The following is a 19207-nucleotide window of genomic DNA, read 5'->3' as shown; positions in this document are numbered from 1 at the left end:
CCTAGTTCAGTTCCCTGTGCTTCAGGAGGATCCTCACCGCGTTGGTGGCCGCTCCCACCCGGATGTTGTCCGCCACGTTCCACATCAAAAAGCGGGTATCGTCGAAGGTCCGGATGCGCCCCACATACGTGAGGTCCGTCCCGGCCACGTCAAGGGGGGTGAATATGTCCCGGGAGAGAACTACGTTCTCGCTCGCCTCCAGCGCCGCCTCGAGTCCCGCGAGGTCGAAGGGTCTCCGGGTCTCGGTGAAGACTGCCTCGGAATGGCAGTAGAGCACCGGTACCCGCACGGTGGTGGGCCAGACGGAAATGTCCGGGTCCCGGAGGATCTTCCGGGTCTCGTTCACCATTTTCATTTCCTCGTCGGTGAAGCCGTTCTCCAGCAGCGAGCCGATCTGGGGCACCACGTTGAGGTGGATCTGCTTTACGAACTTCTTCGGGGCGATGTGACCCTTCATCTGGTCCTCGAGCTCGTTCATGCCGTTTCTGCCCGCCCCGGAGACGGACTGGTAGGTGCTCACCACGATGGACCGGATGCCGTACCGCTCGTGGACCCTGTACAGGCCAAGGACCATCTGGATGGTGGAACAGTTCGGGTTGGCCACGATCCCGCTGCCGTAGCCTTTCAGGAGGTCTCCGTTGATCTCCGGCACCACCAGCGGGATGGCAGGGTCCATGCGGAAGGCCGACGAGTTGTCGATGACCACGCTCCCCGCCCCGGCCGCTATGGGAGCGAACTGCCTGGACACGGCGGCCCCCGCCGAGAAGAGAAGGTAGTCGTACCGCTCCCTCATGGAGTCTTCCGTCAGTTCCTTCACCCGGTGTTTCTGCCCGTAAAACTCCACCTCTTCGCCGGCGCTCCTGGCCGACGCGAAAAAGCTGACCTCACCAGGCCGCACATTCTGCTCCTGAAGCACCCTGGTCATCATCCGGCCCACTTCGCCGGTGGCACCCACAACCGCTATCTTCACTGCAATCTCCCCTTTCGTTTCAATACAAAAACGGCCCGCCCCCGAAGGGACGAGCCGGAACTCGCGGTACCACCCTTGTTGGACGGCACAAAACGGCCGTCCCTCTCCGGTCCTGTGACGGGAACCGATCCCGGGAACGTACTCCGCGGCGCGCTTGGGGCCGCTTTCAGCTCCGGCTCACCGGGCTTTGGGCCCCTTTCCCGCGGCGGAAGCGCCTTTCAGCCCGAGGGCGCTTCTCTCTGTCGCCGATTTCTGGGAACCGGGCGTCCCGGATCATCGCTTTTCAGAAGATATTACCGGAAATTTTATGCACACAAGGAATTTTTGTCAATCGTGTTGTTCGCCCCCTGAATCCGCACCTCAGCGGGGAGCGTCACCGAGGACCCCTTGGGCCGGGGGCGCGGATTGTCGTTCGTGACAACTGCCCAAGGGATCACCGCGGCTCCCTGCGTTCGCCGGTTGCCTGCCTGTGAAACCGACATCCGTGTCGGTTTTTCTCACTTCATTCGCCCTCCCCCGGGGGATTCATCCGCAAAAAGCGCGGTGCGAGATCTCCGCCCCCGGGGGAGGGCGAATTCACCGTATGCCCGGCGATATTCCCTCTGCCTTAAAAATTTGCGGATTGAGGGGATCTCACCCTTGTTGTCATTCTGAGGGCGAAGCCCGAAGAATCCCGGTCTTGAGGAGCGAAGAATCAACCTCGAGATCCTCCCCTCGCTGTGCTCGAAATGCTCTGTCATCCTGAGGCCGGATTTTTGGCCGAAGGATCTCGGTTTGCCCGTAACGTTTGTCATCCTGAGGCCGGCTTTCGTGGCCGAAGGACCTCGCCCTTCTTGTCATTCTGAGGGCGAAGCCCGAAGAATCTCGGTCTTGAGGGACGAAAGACCAAGACCGAGGTCTTTCCCTCGCTGGGCTCGGGATGCTGCGCGATCGTCGCTGGGCTCCTCAGGATGACACGAGCGGTTTGTCATCCTGAGGCCGGATTTTTGGCCGAAGGATCTCGCCCTTAAGAGACGAAGGAGTCCAACCCTGAGATCCTTCGCTTCGCTCAGGATGACAAAAGCGAAATGCTTCCTTCGCCGTGCTCGGGATGCTTCGCGATCGTCGCTGGGCTCCTCAGGATGACAAGAGCAGTTTGTCATCCTGAGGGCGGCTTTCTTGGCCGAAGGATCTCGGTTGTGAGGGACTGGTGGCACTTAAGGAACCTCTGAATAATGTCGATTAATGTGTTAAAAAACAGATTCTATCTGGTCGCGTGAGGGCAAAATATTCTTTTTTCAGAACTTCCTTAACACATAAATCCTGAAGTATTGAACCCCTTCCACTCAAGCAAGAAGCCACATTGTTCAATAAATTCCAGCCAGTTTTGGAAGCACGGTACTGATCCACGGGAGATATGTAAGGAGAAGTACATCTGCGATCATGATAAAAATGAACGGCCAGGCAGCTCGCGATATCGCCTCAAGCTTGATGCCTGCTATACTGCACCCTACAAAAAGACAGACTCCCAAAGGAGGAGTGACCATTCCGATGGCGAGATTGACTACGATTATGATCCCGAAATGGAGCGGATCCACGCCGATCTGTGTTACAACGGGCAGAAGGACCGGTACGAGGATGATGATGGACGCCGTGGTCTCCATGAACGTCCCGATGAACAGAAGCAGAAGGTTGATCAGCGTGAGAATGACGATGGGATTGCTGGAAAAAGAGAGCATGGCGGCAGCAACAGCTTGTGGAACTCTCTGTGCAGTGAGAATCCAGCTGAAGACAGACGACGTGGCGATGATGAACATGACCGTCGACGTCCCGACTGCAGTAGTTACAAGGATGTCTTTCAGCTTCTTCAGCGAGAGTTCACGGTAGACGAAAAAGCCTATCAAAAACCCGTACACAACTGCTACTACGGCTGCCTCGGTAGGGGTAAAAACACCTCCGTAAATTCCCCCGAGTATTATGACAGGCATTAGCAGGGCGAAAAACGCATCCTTGAACGTTGCAGCTATCCGTGCAAAACTCGCCTTCTCATCTCCCTTATAGCCCCGCTTCCTTGAAATGATCCATGCCACGAGCATCAGGGAACCTCCGACGAGAAAGCCAGGTAGAATCCCACCCAGGAATAGTGCGCCGATAGAAACTCCCGTGAGAACGCCGTAAATTATCATGGGGATGCTGGGGGGTATCATGACGCCGAGTGTACCGGCCGTCGCCTGTACAGCGGTTGCAAAAGGAGTGTCATACCCCCTCTTCACCATGGAAGGGATGAGGATCGTACCAATGGCGGCAACGCAGGCAACGGCAGCTCCCGATATGGCTCCGAAAAACATGCTCGCAATTATTGCGACGAAGGCAAGCCCACCTGAAAACCGCCCCACGATAGAATTGGCAAATTCTACAAGCCGTCTTGAAATTCCTCCCTGCTCCATAAGCGACCCCGCAAGAATAAAAAAGGGAACGGCCATGAGAGGGAAGGAGTCAGCCGCAGTGAACATCTTCTGGACAATAACAACAGGAGGGATCATCCCCGACCAGAGTATGGCCGCAAGAGAAGCCAGGCCTATAGCCACGGCAATGGGAGTGTTTAGCAGGAAGAAGAAGATGAGACTTCCGAAGAGGATAGAGGTCATTGATCACGCACCTCCTTCCCTGTAATGTTTTCCGCCAATTGAAGGAGACTGTGGAGAAGCATGAGAAAGCCTCCTGTCATCAGGGCGCTGTAGGGGATAGCCATGGTTATTTCCATTGCCGGGGAGAGTTGAAATTTTACTGTTCTGAGAATTTTTTCTCCATAAAGCACCATAAAACCAAAGAAAACGCACAAAGAAGCAGATACGAAAATTGCTGCCATTTTTTTCCACACGTTCGAAAAAAGGGAGACGACCGCCTCGACACCAATATGGGATTTTCTTTTTACAGCTATGCTTGCCCCGAGAAATGTGATCCATACCATGAGGTACCGTGATAATTCTTCAGACCACGGCAGGGATGAGTGTATTACGAACCTGAACACTACCTGAAGAAAGACGACCACTACCATGGCCGCTATCAAGACGCACACGGCATATTCCACTGCCGTATTGATCCCTTCGAGAGTTTTCCTGTAAAAATTCATGAAATCCCCCTTTTCCCGAAGGTGGCCGGGAGTTTCCTCCCGGCCTTCTTCAACAGTTTTTACTTTTCGCTGAGAATCTGGTCGAGGAGCTTGGCATCTTCCCCAAGCTCTCCACGGAACTCATCATAGACGGATTTCGTAGCTTCACGGAAAGCAGCAACATCGGGTTTTGTTACAAGCATTCCTAGATCTTTCAGTTTTTCTACCTGCTCATTTTCCATCCGCGTAATTTGTTCCCGCTGATAGAGCGCAGATTCCCTCGCAGCTTTCATAATGATGTCCTGGTGCTCTTTGGGCATGGCGTCAAATTTCGCCTTGGCTATGGCGATCATGGACGGTGAAAAAACGTGGCCCGTAAGGGCGAGGTGTTTTTGTACTTCATTGATCTTCTGGACGTAGATGATGGGTATGGGATTCTCCTGTCCGTCGACGGTTCCCTGCTGGAGGGCCGTGAAGACCTCGCCCCAGGCCATTGGCGTTGGGTCCGCACCCATTGCTCTCCAGAGCGCCATGTGGATTTTATTTTCCATCGTTCGGAGTTTAAGCCCCTTGACATCTTCAGGACTGTTCACAGGTCGCCTGGAGTTCGTGAAGTGCCTGAAGCCGTTTTCGTACCACGCGAGTCCCTTGATTCCTATCTTGTCGAGAAGTCCCATTACATACTGCCCTATTTCTCCATCGAGGACTGAATAGGCCTGTTCCTTGCTCTTGAAGAGGAACGGGAAGTCGAACAGCATGAATTTTTTTTCAAATCCTCCCATGGGTCCTGTAGAGCCAACGTAGAGATCTACTGTACCGAGCTGCAATCCTTCGAGAAGATCCCTCTCTCCTGTTCCAAGCTGATTGTTTGGGAAAAGGGCTATTTCGATTTCCCCGTTGGTTTCCTTCTCAACAATCTCCTTGAAACGCTGGGCACCAAGGTGATACGGATGCTGATCGCTCACAGAGTGACCCAGTTTCAGCTGAAGAGCAGCCTCTGCTGGAATTCCGCCTGCGATTAAAAGAATTGCGAGAACAAGCGCAATACCCCAAAATCTCTTCTTCATCGCCATTTTTTCCCCTCCTCATTCATTGAACTATTGAACGTCTCCGTATGTTTTCTGCCGGACCCTGACAAGGTTTGTCAGCACCATGTTGACCGGTGTCGGTATTCCCAGTTTTTCGCCTTCCTTCACTATTGCCCCGTTGATGACGTCGATCTCTGTCTGCCTTCCGGAACTCACATCCTGAAGCATGGAAGATCTGTTTCCTGCCGTGAGCCGCGCAATGGTCCGCGCATGTTCGATGGGGTTGTCGATCTCGAGGATAATGCCTTTCCTGGCGGCAACCTCCATCGCTTCTTTGACAGCGAGTTCCATCAGTCGGGACGTTTCAGGAAAATCAAGCAGCCTTCCGTTTTTGAGTCCGGTGATCGCTGTGAGGGCGTTGATGCCTATATTGGCAAAAAGTTTCCCCCAAATAAGGCCCAATACATTGTTCGAGTATTTAATTGTGAAACCGGCTTTCTCCAGGACAGCACCTATATTACGAACCCTTTCCGTAATAACGCCATCCGGTTCCCCGATGATCGTTTCTCCCTGCCCCGCATGCTTTATTCTGCCGGGACCAAGAAGGGTGCATCCATGACCTGTAATGCCTGCAATAACCCTTGACTTCCCTACTACCTCGGAAAGTTTTTCCACGTTACCCAGACCGTTCTGGAGGGTCAGAACTACTGTTTCAGGGCCGAGAAGGCACAAGGCTCCTTTCATTGCCTCTTCTGTAGCTGTCGCCTTTACGAAGACAATGACAAGGTCGGCTTTCCCGGCATCTTTAGGGTGTGTTACCCCTTTAACGGAGCGAATGACCCTGTCGCCTCCAAGACCTTCTATTGAGAGCCCTGAAGTATTGATAGTATCGATATGTTCTTTCCAGACATCTGTGAGGATTACATCGAATCCGGCCTCTGCAAGCTTTCCCCCGTAGAGAGACCCCATAGCTCCGGAGCCGAGTATGACAATTTTCATGGCAGTCCTTTCCGGACCTCTAGTACAGGCCTTTCAGGTCCTCGGCATTCAGTCCGCCGAATGTATGCTTCTCTTCGGGGAATGCCCCGTCCTTCACTTCTTTTTTGTAATCGGCGAGAGCCTGGATGATTTCAGACCCGATTTGGGCATACTGCTTGACGAACTTGGGAAGGAACTTGTCAAAAAGCCCGAGCATGTCGTGGAATACAAGTACCTGGCCGTCACAGTACCTGCCTGCTCCGATACCTATTATTGGAATCGAGACAGCTTGAGAAATAGCACGGGCAAGTTCCTCGGGAACGCATTCAACCACTATTGAGAAAGCACCTGCCTGTTCAATGGCCTTGGCGTCGTCGATAAGCTTTTTTGCAGCATCGAGATTCTTTCCCTGGACCTTGAATCCTCCAAGCATGGAAGCAGTTTGAGGAGTAAGGCCGATATGGCCTTGAACCGGAATTCCCGCTTTCACTATAGCCTCGATGATATCAGGACATCCGCCTTCAAGCTTCAGCGCGTCACAACCGCCTTCCTTCATAAGGCGGTTGGCGCTTCCGATCGCTTGGGAAAGGCTTTCATTGTAGGAGCCGAAAACCATGTCGCCGACGATCATGGGAGTCGGTGCACCCTTCACGACGGGGCGAATATGATGGATCATTTCATCAGTGGTCAGGTTTACTGTGCCCGGGAAACCAAGCATGGTCATGGACAGCGAGTCTCCGACCAGAATCACCTCTATTCCGGCTTTCTCTACAAGTACCGCCTGAGAATAATCATAGGCCGTCACCATGGAAATTTTTTCGCCTTTTTTCTTCATTTCCTTCAGTTGCTGAATCGTTACCTTGCCCATACACCCACTCCCTTTCAATAGGTCAGATTTCCGAATATCCCAGGGAACGTGAAAACCGGGATGCCACGTCCACTAAAAGCCCGCTTACCTTTTTTATTTTTTTCTCCTCTATTGAACTGGTGAATTTCGGGAGGGCAACACTCAGAGCTGCAACAACTTCCCCGGAACTCCCCCTGACAGGTGCCGCAATACAGAGAAGACCCTGCACATATTCTTCATTGTCCACAGAAAACCCGTTTTTTCGGACTTTTTGCAGCTCTTCGTTTACGGCTTCTCTGGTCGTTAACGTGTTAGGTGTGAACCTGTGGAAAGGAGGCGCCCCGAGAATTTCATCTACCCTGTTGTCGGGCAACCATGCAAGGAGAACTTTTCCCAGGCCGGTGCAATAAGGAGGAAAGCGTTTGCCGACGGAGAGATCCACTTTTATAGTAGATTTGCTTTCGATCTTGTCGATGTAAATCACCATGTTTCCATCCAGAATAGCCAGGTTCACAGCCTCGTGCGTTTGTTCCGACAATTCCCTAAGAAAAGGAGCGCACTGCTGCCTAAGTCCGAGGTGCTTGACCACATCGTTTCCTATTTCAAAAAACTTGAAGCTGTTGGAGTATTTCGCGTTCATCTGATTTTGAGCCAGATACCCTAAATTTTTCATAGTGGAAACTATACGGTGAACCGTGCTCCTCTCAAGTGAGAGGTGCCTGCTCATTTCTGAAATGCCCATCTCTCCCTTGGAATCAAGGAGATCAATGATCGAAAATGCTCTCTCGATAGATTGAATGTTGCTGCTTCTCCTGTTTTTTTCCGTCATTTTACCTCAGTTTTGACAACATAAATATTTTCTTTCCGCATTGCGGAACATAATTGCTTTATGCGGAACATTAAACATTTTGATTTTATGCTTTTTTTCTTACTCTGTCAATTAGGTTGGTTTTCCCTAAATCCGCAGGTTCGTTCCCCAAGAGAAGAGACAGGTCCCCAAACGGGGGGAAGAAGTGCGGGCTTCTTACCCCGTCCGGAACCGCCGGCCCTCAAGCATTCATATTTCAGCTTGCCCCAAAAGGACTCCATCGGGGCGTTGTCCCAGCAGTTCCCCTTTTTCGACATGCTGCACACCAATCCATACTTCTCTATCCTTTTCCAGTATTCATGGGAACAATACTGGCTGCCACGGTCTGAATGGATCAGCGCACCCTTCGGCCCTCGGGAACGCATGTACACCTCATCCAGCGCCTTCAGGACCAACTCTTTGGTCATCCTCTCGCCCATGGACAGGCCGATGACTTTCTGCCCGTACAGGTCTATGACCGCTGCGGCATACAACCACCCCTCATCCGTCCGGATATACGTTATGTCCGATACCATCTTTTCCCCAGGCTTCGCTGCCGTGAATTCACGGTTCAGCAGGTTCTCCGCCACCGGCAGGTTGTGCTTCGAGTTCGTCGTCGCCTAGTATTTCACAGAGAGCCAGGACCGAAGTCCTGCGGCCTTCATCAGCCGCTCTATTCTCTTGTGTTTTACTTTCCAGCCCTCCTTTTCCAGTACTTTCTGCATCTTCCGGCTTCCTTCAGACTCCCCGTCACCAGGAACGCCCTTGCCTTCAACTACGGCTACTGCTGCCTTCACCGTTCAGGACTTTCACCTCATAGATAACGCCCATGCCGAGCACACAACCAGGTCCTTCTCTCGCTGTGTTCGGGATGCTGCGCGATCGCTTCGCTCAGGACGACGTCTGTTCTGTCATCCTGAGGCCGGCTTTCTTGGCCGAAGGATCTCGGTTTGCCCGTAACGTTTGTCATCCTGAGGCCGGCTTTCGTGGCCGAAGGATCTGGGCTTGCCCCTAAGGGACGAAAGACCAAGACCGAGGTCCTTCGCGTTGCTCAGGACGACAAGACCGAGGTCCTTCCCTCGCTGTGTTCGGGATGCTGCGCGATCGCTTCGCTCAGGACGACAAGAGCGAGGTCCTCCCCTCGCTGTGCTCGGGATGCTGCGCGATTCGCGTTGCTCAGGATGACAAGAGCGAAATGCTTCGCGGTCACTTTCGCTCATGATGGCAGAGGGCAATGCTGAAACAGCGGAAACAGCACTTCCACCTTGACAAGTCAGACACAAAGTGTATAAAATATTTCCGATTCCATTTGGCATGCCGCATGCCGCATTCCAAAAAAATCAGGCCTTTGTCCCGCTTTCAGGAGAAAAGCTCCGGAGCGGATTTCGTCCTTTTCAATGCCGACCAGGGCCGGCAGCGGAGGAAAAACATGATTTCAAAGCTCCCCGAAGTGAAGAGTCTCAGCGAAAGAGCTTTCGAAGAACTCCGTTCCGCCATCCTGGCGGGAAAAATCCCCCCCGGCACACGCCTGGTGGAACGAACGCTGGCGGAGAGTATGGGCATCAGTAGAACCCCCGTCCATGACGCCCTGAACAGCCTCGTGGCAAAGAGACTCGTCAAAAAGCTTCCGAACAAGGGGTTCGTGGTCGCCAGGCTGGAGAAAAAAGACATCGTCCAGCTTTACACCCTCCGTCTCCACCTGGAGACCCTCGCGGTCCAGTGGGCCCTTCCGAACCTTACCGCCGGAATCCTCGAAAACCTCCTGAAGAACGTGAAGCGCATGGAGGCCTGTGCTCACCACACCGACATGGAATGCATCATCGAGGCGAACGTGGAGTTCCACAGGATCATCCTCTCCGCTGCCGACAGCTCAATTCTTACGGGCTTCATCGAGCAGGTGCAGAGTAACGCCCGGCTCTTTCGCATCCGGTCCGTGAACACGCCCAACCGGATTCCCCAGGTCATCGAGGAACACAGGAACATCATCGACGCCCTCGAAAGGAGGGATGAAACCGCTGCCGGGGAATGCATCCGGATTCACCTCGGCAACGCCTTGAACTCCATACTGGCAACGCTTGATTCCGCTGACGGGGAGGTGGAAAAGAGATCGCCATAACGTGTTCATCGTTCATCGCACCAGGGAGGACAGGGAAACAAATATGAGGACAGGGAAACAAATATGAAGGAGGAATCATTGTGAGAAAAACGAAACTGGCGGCATTTCTGGTTCTTGCGTTCTTTGCGACCATGCTTTCCGGGACCGAAGCGGCCTTTGCGGCCTATCCTGAAAAGCCTATCGAATGGGTCATCTGGGCTTCCCCCGGCGGCGGCAGCGACATCTTCGTCAGGAACATGGCCAGGCTCATGGAGCCCTACGTGTCCCAGCCCTTCGTGCCCGTGAACAAGAGCGGCGGCGGCGGCGCCGTGGGAATGGCCTACACCGCTTCCAAGCCCGCTGACGGGCACACCATCCTCGCCGTCACCACCAACTTCGTCCTGACGCCCGCCCTCGGCCGCTCCCCCAAGGGTCCCGCCGACTTCGACATGATCGCCCGGGTCGCCGTGGAGACCAACGTGGTCGCCGTGAGCTCCGATGCCCCCTACAAGACCTGGGAGGAGTTCGTGGCCTACGCGAAGGAGAAGGGCGGCGTGAGCTGGGGAACCTTCGGCGTGGGAACCTCTGACCACGTGGCTTCCGCGAAGCTTTCCAAGCTCTCCGGCATCAAGTCCCGGTTCGTTCCCTTCGAGGGCGGCGCCGACTCCCTGGCGTCCCTCTTGGGCAGGCACATCGACGTGTTGACCAACAACCCCAGCGAGCTGACCGAACAGATCGCCGCCGGGCAGGTCAGGCTCCTCGGCAGCTTCAGCGCCGAGCGGTGGGACGCTTTCCCCGAAGTCCCCACCTTCAAGGAACTCGGCTACGACGTGGTGGTCCCCACATGGCGCGGCGTTGTCGCCCCCAAGGGAACACCGAAGGAAGCCATTGACTACCTCTCCGCCGCCATCGAGAAAGTGGTGGCCCAGGAAGGCTTCCGGCAGTACCTGGCCGATAACCAGCTCAAGGCCGCCTACCTCAACGGCACCGACTTCGCCCTCTTCGTGGCCGAGCAGGACCTTTTCTACAAGAAAGAACTGAAGGAACTGGGCCTCATCAAGGAAAAGAAGTAGCGTTTTTTCGGGGTGCGCGGCCAAACCGACCGCGCACCCGGTCCGCATAACGGCACTTTAGACTGTGGGGGCAGAACATGAAAAATTTTCGATACATGAACACCGTACTCGGGGTGGTTTTGTTCGTCTTCGGCTACCTGATTTTCAGGGAGGCCGGGGAATATGTGCCCGACATTGAAATCGAAGGCCAGGTGGGAGCCCACGCTTTCCCGCAGCTCTTCGCGGGGGCGCTCATGTTCCTCTCCGCACTCATGGCGCTTCTTGATATGAAAAAACTGACAAAAGCGACCACGGCATCCTTTTCCGGCATCGGCGCGGTGGCACTAACGGCAGGCATTTGCTACGCCTTCTGGTATTTTCTTCCCGAAGCGGGCTTCCTGGTTCTGGCTCCGATTTTCGCCTGCATCATCACGGTCATCACCACGAGGAGGTTCCGGATTATGGACATGGTTCCCGTCCTGCTCATCGTTTTTGCCGTGTACTTCGTTTTCGCAAATCTGCTCAAGGTCCCTGTTCCCAAGGGATTCCTGGGCTAAGGGAGGACCTGGATCATGGAATCCGCCCTCATGATGCTTGAAGGCTTCAAGGATGTAATCACCCTGCAGAACCTGGTGAGCGTGTTCGTGGGAAGCGCCCTGGGTATCTCCATCGGCGCCCTTCCCGGTTTGAACGCCTCCATGGGCATCGCCCTGCTGCTCCCCCTCACTTACGGAATGAGCGCCCTGCCAGCCATCGTGCTGCTGCTCAGCATTTACTGCGGCGCCATCTACGGAGGATCCATCACCGCCATCCTTCTCCGGACTCCCGGAACCACCGCCGCGGCCTGCACCGTCCTGGACGGCTACGAGATGGCCCAGAACGGAGAGCCCGGACGGGCCCTGAGCATGGCCGCCACGGCGTCCTTCATCGGGGGAATTTTCAGCGTGATCGTCCTTATCTTCCTTTCCCCCCCGCTGGCCCGGATGGCTCTCATGTTCGGCCCGGCGGAATACTTCGCCCTGTGCTTCTTCGGCCTGAGCATCATCTCCAGCCTTTCCGCCGAAAACATGGTGAAGGGACTCATCTCCGCGGTTATCGGCCTTCTCCTCGGCACGGTGGGGATTGACATCGTCACGGGAGTTCCCCGGTTCACCTTCGACATCGTGGAGCTTCTGAACGGCATTTCCTTCATCCCCGTGCTCATCGGCCTCTTCGCCGTTTCCCAGATCTTCATCACCGTGGAGAAGGAGATCAAGGAGCTCGGCGGCGTGAAGCAGGCCATTTCCGGCCTCACCATCAGCCTGAAGGACCTGGTCTCCGTGACAGGGACCCTCGTCCGGTCCTCCATTATCGGTACCCTGGTGGGCATCCTCCCCGGCGCCGGAGCCACCATGTCCTCCTTCATCGGGTACAACGAGGCCCGCCGGTGGTCAAAGACGCCGGAGAAGTTCGGCACAGGCTGCCTTGAAGGCATTGCCGCCCCTGAAGCGGCCAACAACGCCGCCACAGGAGGGGCCATGGTTCCCCTCCTTTCCCTGGGCATCCCGGGATCGGAGACCACGGCCATCCTGGTCGGCGCCTTCATGATCCAGGGGCTCCGCCCGGGACCGCTGCTCTTCAGGGAGAACCCCGACCTGGTCTACGGCCTCTTTGCCGGCATGATCCTGGCTAATGTCGCCTTCTTCGTCCTCGGTATGCTGGGAGCCCGCCTCTTCTCCCAGGTCACGAAGATCCCCAACCGGGTTCTCGTACCCATGATCCTCATCCTGGCCACCATCGGTTCCTTCGCCGAGAACAACAGCCTCTCCGACGTGTTCCTCATGTTCTCCTTCGGCGTGGTGGGCTACTTCATGAGAAAGTTCGAGTTCCCGATAGCCCCGCTGGTGCTTGCCCTGGTCCTCGGGCCCATGGCGGAGAGCAACTTCAGGAGGGGGCTCATCATCTCCGCCGGCGAATGGACCACCTTCTTCACCCGACCCATATCCCTCGTGTTCATCGCGCTGGGATTGGCTACGCTGATCATGCCCTTCATCCGCATGATCAGGGACCACAGAAAAACGAGAGAGGTTCCCCCTTCCGCATAGGCAGTTTTGTGCGGACCGGCTGAAGGCAGTTCAGAAAAAGAGAAAGGGTGTAGGTCAATGACAGTCATCAACAAGGAAAAATGTGTCGGTTGCAAAACGTGCATGAAGTACTGCACTGTGGACGCCATCCACTATCTCCCCGAAGAGAAGAAGTGCTTCGTGGACCAGGCCCGGTGCACCGAGTGCTACGTCTGCGTGCGGCAGAAGGTCTGCCCCGTGGGCGCCATAGAGACAGTGGAGCTCGACAGTTTTTTCAAGCAGTTCCAGCACGTCATGAGCGACCCCGTGGAGAATCACGGCATCACCGGCGTCACGGGACGGGGCACCGAGGAAGTGAAGACCAACGACGTGACCGGCAGGGTGAAGAAGGGCTACGCGGGCTTCGCCATCGACATGGGCCGCCCGGGCCTGGGAGTGTTCCTCCGGGACGCCGAGAAAGTGGCCATGGCCATGGCTGAAGCCGGCCTCGTCTTCGAGCCGCCGGAGACCACTCCTCTTTCCGCCCTCATGACGGACATAAAGACCGGCAAGCTGGACGACGCCTGCCTCGACTACCATCTTCTCTCGGTCATCATCGAGGGGAGCTGCCCCCTGGACAGGATGTCCGACGTCTTCCGCGCCCTGCAGAGAGTGGAAAAGGAAATCGACACCGTTTTCTCCGTGGGGCTCATCCTCCGCGTGGATGAAAACGGAGAGAACCCCGTGCTCAGGGAGCTCGACGCCCTCGGGATCCCGCAGCCACACCGGGGCAAGGTGAACGTCGGCCTCGGCAGGCCCCTCAGCACCCTGTAGGACCGAGAAGAGAACAGGAGGAAGAACGAAATGACCCACTCACTGCACAGATCGGGGGACATCGAGTCCCAGAAGAAGGACTTCAACTGGTTTATGTACCAGACCAAGGGCGTGAACGACAAGAACATCAGGGACAAGGCCCTCGAGTTCATCGCCACCGCCGAGGCCTGGCATTCGGAAAACTGGGGCGACGTGAAGACCGGCCCCCTGACCCGGTTCTCCAGCGAGGAGATTAAGAAGAACATCAGCGACAAGTCCCGCATCAGGGGCGTCTTTACCAGCAGGGAGCAGGTGGTGGGCTTCCTGAAGGACATCAAGGCCAAGGATCTCGGTATGTCGGTGGTCATCACCGGTGTGCTCTCCGAGGTGCTTCCCGCCTGCAAAGAAGCCGGTGTAACCCCCCACTCCATCAACTACTCCCTCGGGGTGTGGGGCAACAAGAGCCGCCTCCCCGACGAGGACACCCTGTCCATCACCACCATGTGCGGCCACCACATGATCCCGCCCAAGTTCGTGGAGGACGTCCAGAAACAGGTGGACAAGGGAAAACTCTCCGTCGAGGAAGGTGCGAAGAAGCTTTCCAACTTCTGCTACTGCGGCATTTTCAACCAGATCCGCTGCGCCGAGATCCTGAAGATCGTCTCCGAGAAAAAGAAGCGGGACGCCGCCGGCGCCTGATCCGCAAGAAACGAGCCCCTTCCCTGATTGTCCGGGAAGGGGCTCGTAATTTTTTACCTGCTTTGGTTACAGGGCCTCAAGGGCGCGGCAGACTGCATTTCCCATGGCGTCGGTTCCCGCCGTCCCCCCAAGGTCCGGGGTGACGCTCTCTTTGTCGGACAGCACCTTTCCGAGGGCCGCTTCAATATTCTCCGCCGCCCGAACCGCTTCCTGATCACCTTTCCCGTTCCCGAGCCAGGAGAGCAGCATCTGGGCGGACATGATCATGGCGTAGGGATTGGCGATGTTCTTCCCGGCGATGTCCGGGGCCGATCCGTGGGTGGCCTGGGCCATGGCGTACCGGGGCCCGACGCAGAGCCCGGGGGCCATGCCGAGCCCTCCCACCAGGCCTGCCGCTTCGTCGGAGAGGATGTCGCCGAACATGTTGGTGGTGACGACCACGTCAAAATTCGCCGGCCGCATGACGAGGTGCATGGCGAAGGTATCCACCACCGCCGTGCCGAACTCGACGTCGGGATACTCCTTGCTCACTTCCGCGCAGGTATCGATGAAGAGACCGCAGCCCATCTTGAAGACCGTGTTCTTGTGAATGGCGGTAACCTTCTTCTTTCCGTTGCGCTGCCGGGCCAGTTCGAATGCCGTCCTGGCCACCATGGAGGAATTCCGCCTGGTAATCACCCGGAGGGACAGGGCCATGTCCGGTGTGGGCATGCACTCGCCTATGCCCTTGTACATGTTTCTGTCGGGCTGGAAGCCCTCGTTGTTCTCCCGAATGATGACAAGGTCCACGTCCTGCCGGAGGCACGGAAGGGAAGGGTGGGATCTGGCCGGGCGGATGTTGCTCGCCAGGTCGAAATTCCGCCGCAGGATGGGGTGAGGGTTGATGGCCTTCGGATCGTCCTTCGGATAGGCCATGTGGCCGATGGGCCCCAGGATCCACCCGTCAAGGCCGTAGAGGGCATCAAGGGTTGAGGCGGGAAGGGTTTCCCCGCTCTTCAGGTAGGAGGGGTACCCCACGGGCAGCTCGCACCAGTCCAGCGTCACGCCTCCGCACCCGGCGACGGCCGCGTTCAGCACCTTCACCGCCTCGGGCACCACTTCCAGCCCGATGTCGTCGCCTTTCAATATTCCAAGTTTGTAGACCGCCATGTCTCGACTCTCCTTCACATATTTTTGGAGTATTTCGTCATTTTTCCGGGCAGATGCGTCCCGGACAGGGTTTCTCTATTCCGCCGCACCCCGTTTTTTCCTGAAGTGGTTGCAGTAGACCGCGTAGGCCACGCTCAGGACTGAGAGAGTGATGATGACCATGGAGATGGGGTTCGTCAGGAATATGGACCAGTCTCCCTTGGAGAGGGTGAGGGACCGCCGGAAGTTCGTCTCCACGAGGTACCCCAGCACGAAGCCGAGGGCCGTGGCCGTGATGGGATAGTCGTAGATTTTCATGACAAGGCCGAGGATACCGAAGAGAAGGACGGTGAAGATGTCGAACATGCTGTTGTTCACCGAGTAGGCGCCGACGAAGATGATGGCCAGGATGCAGGCGTTCATTATGGTCTCGGGGATGTTGACCACCTTGATGAGGAGCTTGATCAGCAGAAGGGCGACGAAGATCATAAAGATGTTCGAGACGAACAGGGAGACGAAGATCGAGTAGGGGATTTCCGGGTTGGTGACGAAGAGCATGGGGCCCGGCCGGAGACCGTGGATGATGAGCACGCCCAGCATGATCGCCGTGGAGCCTGAGCCCGGTATGCCCAGGGACAGGAGGGGCACCATAGCGCCTCCCGTGACGGCGTTGTTCGTGGCTTCCGGGGCGGCTACCCCTTCCAGGGACCCCTTGCCGAACTCTTCAGGATGGCGGGACCACCGTTTCGCTTCGTTATATCCCAGCCAGCAGGCGATGGACGCCCCCGCTCCCGGCATGGCGCCCACGAACATGCCGATGACCGATCCTATGAGCATGGAGGGAAGACACCGGATGAAATCAAGGTTCGACGGGTATTTGGAGGTGATCCGGTACTCCACCACCGCCCGCTTGATTTTTTTGAAGATGATGTAGAGCACCTGGCTCAGGGCGAAGATTCCCATGTAGAAGGGGATGATCTCGAATCCCTCGATCAGGTTTTCGCTGCCGAAGCCGAACCGGACGATACCGGCGAAGGGGTCGAGCCCGATGGTGGCCAGGAGAAGGCCGAGGGCCGCCGCGATGAGCCCCTTGAACACGTCGGTGGACAGGGAGGCCACGAGGGTCAGGCCGAGGAGCGACAGGGCGAAGTACTCCGGCGGACCGAAGGCAAGGGCCACCTTCGCCAGGGGAATGGCGAAGATCATCAGGGCGACGCTCGAGACGATCCCCCCGAATACGCTGGCGTAGAGCGACATGCCCAGGGCAAGGCCGGTCTTCCCCTGAAGGTGGAGGGGATATCCGTCCATCACTGTCGCTGCCGAGGACGGCGTCCCGGGCGTGCCGATCAGGACCGACGGAATGGAGCCGCCGTACTGGCCCCCGCAGTAAATTCCCACGTACATGAGGATGGCCACGGTGGGGTCCATCCCCCAGGTGAAGGGCAGCAGGATGGCCATGGTCATGGTGGCGTTGATGCCGGGAATGGCGCCGCCGATGGTCCCGGCCACCACACCGGCTATGATGGCCGAGATGCCCTTGAAAGTGAAAACCACGCTCGAACCGAGAGCTATATTCTGCAGAAATTCCATGAGACGCTCAGCCTCCAGTATGACAAGCTAAAAAACTACCCGCGGGCGCAGATTCTCTCAGGGAGCGGGGCCTAGATGAATTCGAGAAAACCGTGGGGCAGAAGAATATGAAGCACCTTGAAAAAAATCAGGTACAGCACCAGGGCGAACCCGCAGCTTACAAGAATGTTCATTTTCAGGCTCACTTCTCCCTGGATCGCGATGACCAGAAACAGCAGGAAAATGGTGGCGATAAGGTAGCCCGCCAGGGGCATGAGCCAGATGTACAGCCCGCTGACCACGAGAACGAGAAACATTTTGAGGGCGTTCGCAGGCTCGAAAGTCTCGGGCGCAGCCTCGCCAATCCCCTGCCTTGAGTGTCGGTAGAGCACCGCAAGATTGCCCAGGGAGCAGAGGATGATCACCCCGGACATGATCTGGGGAAAGATGTGGGGCCCGATGGGATCGAAGGTCCTCGCCTCGCTGTAGGGAACGGATGTCCACCAGAAACCGACGGCGATGAGGATCCACAGGATGTTGAGCACGACTTTGCTTTTGACTGTAATGGTCATAATTTCCCTTCCTGTGTTGCCTCCGGCGTCCGCCGGACCGGGGAGAACCCGGACGGCGGACGCCTCGAGGCAGATTGGTTACGAGAAATCACACAACCTGAACGGGACAGCAGGCTCTAGTAGAGCCCCTTGCTCATTTCCTTGAAGAAGGCGTGCTGCTCGTCCATGACCTTCTGCATTTTCTCGGCGGGAAGGAATCTGGGGACGAGCATGTTCTCCTTGTAGTATGCCTTGAAGTCGGGATCGTCGAAAATCTTGGCAAGGGTGTCCGTCCAGACCTTAACCACCGAATCAGGAACGTCCTTCGGGGCGAGGATGCCGCGGATTTTCTCGAACACGAAGTCCACGCCGCTCTCCTTGAGGGTGGGTACGTCGGGGGCATCTTCCATCCGCTCGGAGTTCAGGCAGGCGATGATGCGGATGTTCCCCGCCTCCACCTGGCTGGCGATTTCGGCATACTCGCCGATGGCCGCGTCGATCCTGCCGGCGATGGTCTCCACCATGACGTCGGCGCCGCCTTCGAAGGGCACCACGGTGATCTTCATGTCGGCCAGCTGGGCGACTTTTTCTATACACATGGTCTCGGCGCTGCCGGGGTTTCCGGCGCCCCAGTTCTGCTTTCCGGGATTGGCCTTGGCGTCCTTGATGACGTCTTCGAAGGTTTTGAACGGGCTCTTTGCGGGGACGAAAATGACCGTGGGATCGAAGAAGACCTGGGCGATGGGCTTGAAGTCGGCGTAGGATACCGCCATCTTGGTCTGGAGCGGACCGGCGATGATGGAGGACGAAATGCCGAGCAGGGTGTATCCGTCAGGCTTCGCGCTCTTGGCGTACATCCAGGCGTTGGAACCGCCGCCGCCCGTCCTGTTCTCCACGATAATGGGCTTGCCGAGGACTTTCTCGATGGCCTTGCCCATGTTCCTCAGGAAGATGTCTCCGCCCGAACCTGCCTGGGAATGGTACACGAGCACGACCGGCTTCGTCGGATAATCGTCGGCGGCTGAAAGCGCGCCCGTGAAGGCCAGAGACACAGCCAGAACCAGCAGTACCAGTAGATGTCTTTTTTTCATTTTCGTGTAACCCTCCTTTTCGTTTGCAGTTCATCCATACTTCTCTACATGCCTGTTCCGCGAAAAACCTTCTTCCATCCCTCCCCTCTTCTTCCGTAATCTCCGGCCCCGGGGCCGGGACTTCATGGAATCGCCCGGTCTCCCAGGGCCATCCTGGCGGCGAGGACGTAGGCGTCCTCGAAGGCGGACGTGGTGCAGATCCCCTTTCCCGCGATGTCATAGGCCGTTCCGTGAGCAGGCGTGGTGATGGGGTGGGGCAGGCCCGCCGAAACGGTGACGCAGTGATGGAACCCCCTGAGCTTGATGGCGATCTGTCCCTGGTCGTGGTACATGGTGATCACGCCGTCGTATTTTCCTTCAAAGGCCCGGATGAACAGAGTATCGGAAGGGAAGGGGCCTTCCACGG

The 19207-nt window shown here is 56.6% G+C and carries 18 protein-coding genes and 1 pseudogene; 6 read left to right on the top strand and 13 right to left on the bottom strand.

The window, feature by feature from the left end:
• Position 1: 1 nt before the first annotated feature.
• The 8 genes and pseudogenes from JMJ95_RS08525 to JMJ95_RS08490 form a co-directional block, all read right to left on the bottom strand.
• The gene (locus tag JMJ95_RS08525; RefSeq protein ID WP_290684500.1) at positions 2 to 970 is read right to left on the bottom strand and encodes an aspartate-semialdehyde dehydrogenase; all 969 of its coding nucleotides are present in this window, start codon (positions 968 to 970) and stop codon (positions 2 to 4) included.
• Between the two features lie 1346 nt (positions 971 to 2316).
• Positions 2317 to 3597 (bottom strand): TRAP transporter large permease, encoded by a 1281-nt coding sequence (locus tag JMJ95_RS08520; protein ID WP_290684499.1) that lies wholly within the window; start codon positions 3595 to 3597, stop codon positions 2317 to 2319.
• Positions 3594 to 4082 (bottom strand): TRAP transporter small permease, encoded by a 489-nt coding sequence (locus JMJ95_RS08515; RefSeq protein ID WP_290684498.1) that lies wholly within the window; start codon positions 4080 to 4082, stop codon positions 3594 to 3596. The genes JMJ95_RS08520 and JMJ95_RS08515 overlap by 4 nt, the downstream gene beginning before the upstream one ends.
• 59 nt (positions 4083 to 4141) lie before the next feature.
• A complete protein-coding gene (locus tag JMJ95_RS08510) occupies positions 4142 to 5134 on the bottom strand; it encodes a TRAP transporter substrate-binding protein (protein ID WP_290684496.1) in 993 nt (330 codons plus the stop codon).
• Positions 5135 to 5158: 24 nt separating this feature from the next.
• A complete protein-coding gene (locus JMJ95_RS08505) occupies positions 5159 to 6088 on the bottom strand; it encodes a 2-dehydropantoate 2-reductase (protein WP_290684495.1) in 930 nt (309 codons plus the stop codon).
• A 19-nt stretch (positions 6089 to 6107) separates the two neighbouring features.
• Positions 6108 to 6935, bottom strand: a complete 828-nt coding sequence (panB, locus tag JMJ95_RS08500) for a 3-methyl-2-oxobutanoate hydroxymethyltransferase (protein WP_290684494.1) — start codon at positions 6933 to 6935, stop codon at positions 6108 to 6110.
• Between the two features lie 22 nt (positions 6936 to 6957).
• Positions 6958 to 7743, bottom strand: coding sequence for an IclR family transcriptional regulator (locus tag JMJ95_RS08495; RefSeq protein WP_290684493.1), 786 nt, complete (start codon positions 7741 to 7743; stop codon positions 6958 to 6960).
• Between the two features lie 198 nt (positions 7744 to 7941).
• Positions 7942 to 8456: pseudogene (locus JMJ95_RS08490) on the bottom strand (IS3 family transposase); the annotation flags it as partial.
• Positions 8457 to 9190: 734 nt separating this feature from the next.
• On the opposite strand from JMJ95_RS08490, the gene JMJ95_RS08485 reads away from it, so the two are divergent.
• The 6 genes from JMJ95_RS08485 (at position 9191) to JMJ95_RS08460 (ending at position 14462) form a co-directional block, all read left to right on the top strand.
• Positions 9191 to 9877, top strand: a complete 687-nt coding sequence (locus JMJ95_RS08485; protein WP_290684492.1) for a GntR family transcriptional regulator — start codon at positions 9191 to 9193, stop codon at positions 9875 to 9877.
• Between the two features lie 80 nt (positions 9878 to 9957).
• Positions 9958 to 10929 (top strand): tripartite tricarboxylate transporter substrate binding protein, encoded by a 972-nt coding sequence (locus JMJ95_RS08480; RefSeq protein ID WP_290684490.1) that lies wholly within the window; start codon positions 9958 to 9960, stop codon positions 10927 to 10929.
• Between the two features lie 77 nt (positions 10930 to 11006).
• Positions 11007 to 11465 (top strand): tripartite tricarboxylate transporter TctB family protein, encoded by a 459-nt coding sequence (locus tag JMJ95_RS08475; protein ID WP_290684488.1) that lies wholly within the window; start codon positions 11007 to 11009, stop codon positions 11463 to 11465.
• A gap of 15 nt (positions 11466 to 11480) precedes the next feature.
• The gene (locus tag JMJ95_RS08470) at positions 11481 to 12992 is read left to right on the top strand and encodes a tripartite tricarboxylate transporter permease (RefSeq protein ID WP_290684487.1); all 1512 of its coding nucleotides are present in this window, start codon (positions 11481 to 11483) and stop codon (positions 12990 to 12992) included.
• A 57-nt stretch (positions 12993 to 13049) separates the two neighbouring features.
• Positions 13050 to 13784: a 4Fe-4S binding protein gene (locus JMJ95_RS08465; RefSeq protein WP_290684486.1), complete on the top strand. Its 735-nt coding sequence runs from the start codon at positions 13050 to 13052 to the stop codon at positions 13782 to 13784.
• Positions 13785 to 13814: 30 nt separating this feature from the next.
• On the top strand, positions 13815 to 14462 hold the full coding sequence (locus JMJ95_RS08460; protein ID WP_290684485.1) for a hypothetical protein: 648 nt from the start codon (positions 13815 to 13817) through the stop codon (positions 14460 to 14462).
• A 66-nt stretch (positions 14463 to 14528) separates the two neighbouring features.
• Here the strand turns inward: JMJ95_RS08460 and JMJ95_RS08455 are convergent, their stop codons facing one another.
• From JMJ95_RS08455 to JMJ95_RS08435, 5 genes are all read right to left on the bottom strand, one after another.
• Entirely contained in the window at positions 14529 to 15611 is a 1083-nt protein-coding gene (locus JMJ95_RS08455) for an isocitrate/isopropylmalate dehydrogenase family protein (RefSeq protein ID WP_290684483.1), read from the bottom strand.
• Between the two features lie 75 nt (positions 15612 to 15686).
• Positions 15687 to 17180, bottom strand: a complete 1494-nt coding sequence (locus tag JMJ95_RS08450) for a tripartite tricarboxylate transporter permease (RefSeq protein WP_290684481.1) — start codon at positions 17178 to 17180, stop codon at positions 15687 to 15689.
• A 71-nt stretch (positions 17181 to 17251) separates the two neighbouring features.
• A complete protein-coding gene (locus JMJ95_RS08445; RefSeq protein WP_290684479.1) occupies positions 17252 to 17731 on the bottom strand; it encodes a tripartite tricarboxylate transporter TctB family protein in 480 nt (159 codons plus the stop codon).
• Between the two features lie 116 nt (positions 17732 to 17847).
• Positions 17848 to 18801 (bottom strand): tripartite tricarboxylate transporter substrate binding protein, encoded by a 954-nt coding sequence (locus tag JMJ95_RS08440; RefSeq protein WP_290684478.1) that lies wholly within the window; start codon positions 18799 to 18801, stop codon positions 17848 to 17850.
• A 122-nt stretch (positions 18802 to 18923) separates the two neighbouring features.
• On the bottom strand, positions 18924 to 19207 hold a 284-nt coding region (locus JMJ95_RS08435), incomplete at its 5' end, for a 4-hydroxythreonine-4-phosphate dehydrogenase PdxA (protein WP_290684476.1).

This window comes from Aminivibrio sp. (assembly GCF_016756745.1).
Lineage (GTDB): Bacteria > Synergistota > Synergistia > Synergistales > Aminobacteriaceae > Aminivibrio.
The sequence above is the reverse complement of the archived record's forward strand: the minus strand, read 5'-3'. Positions and strand labels throughout refer to the sequence as shown.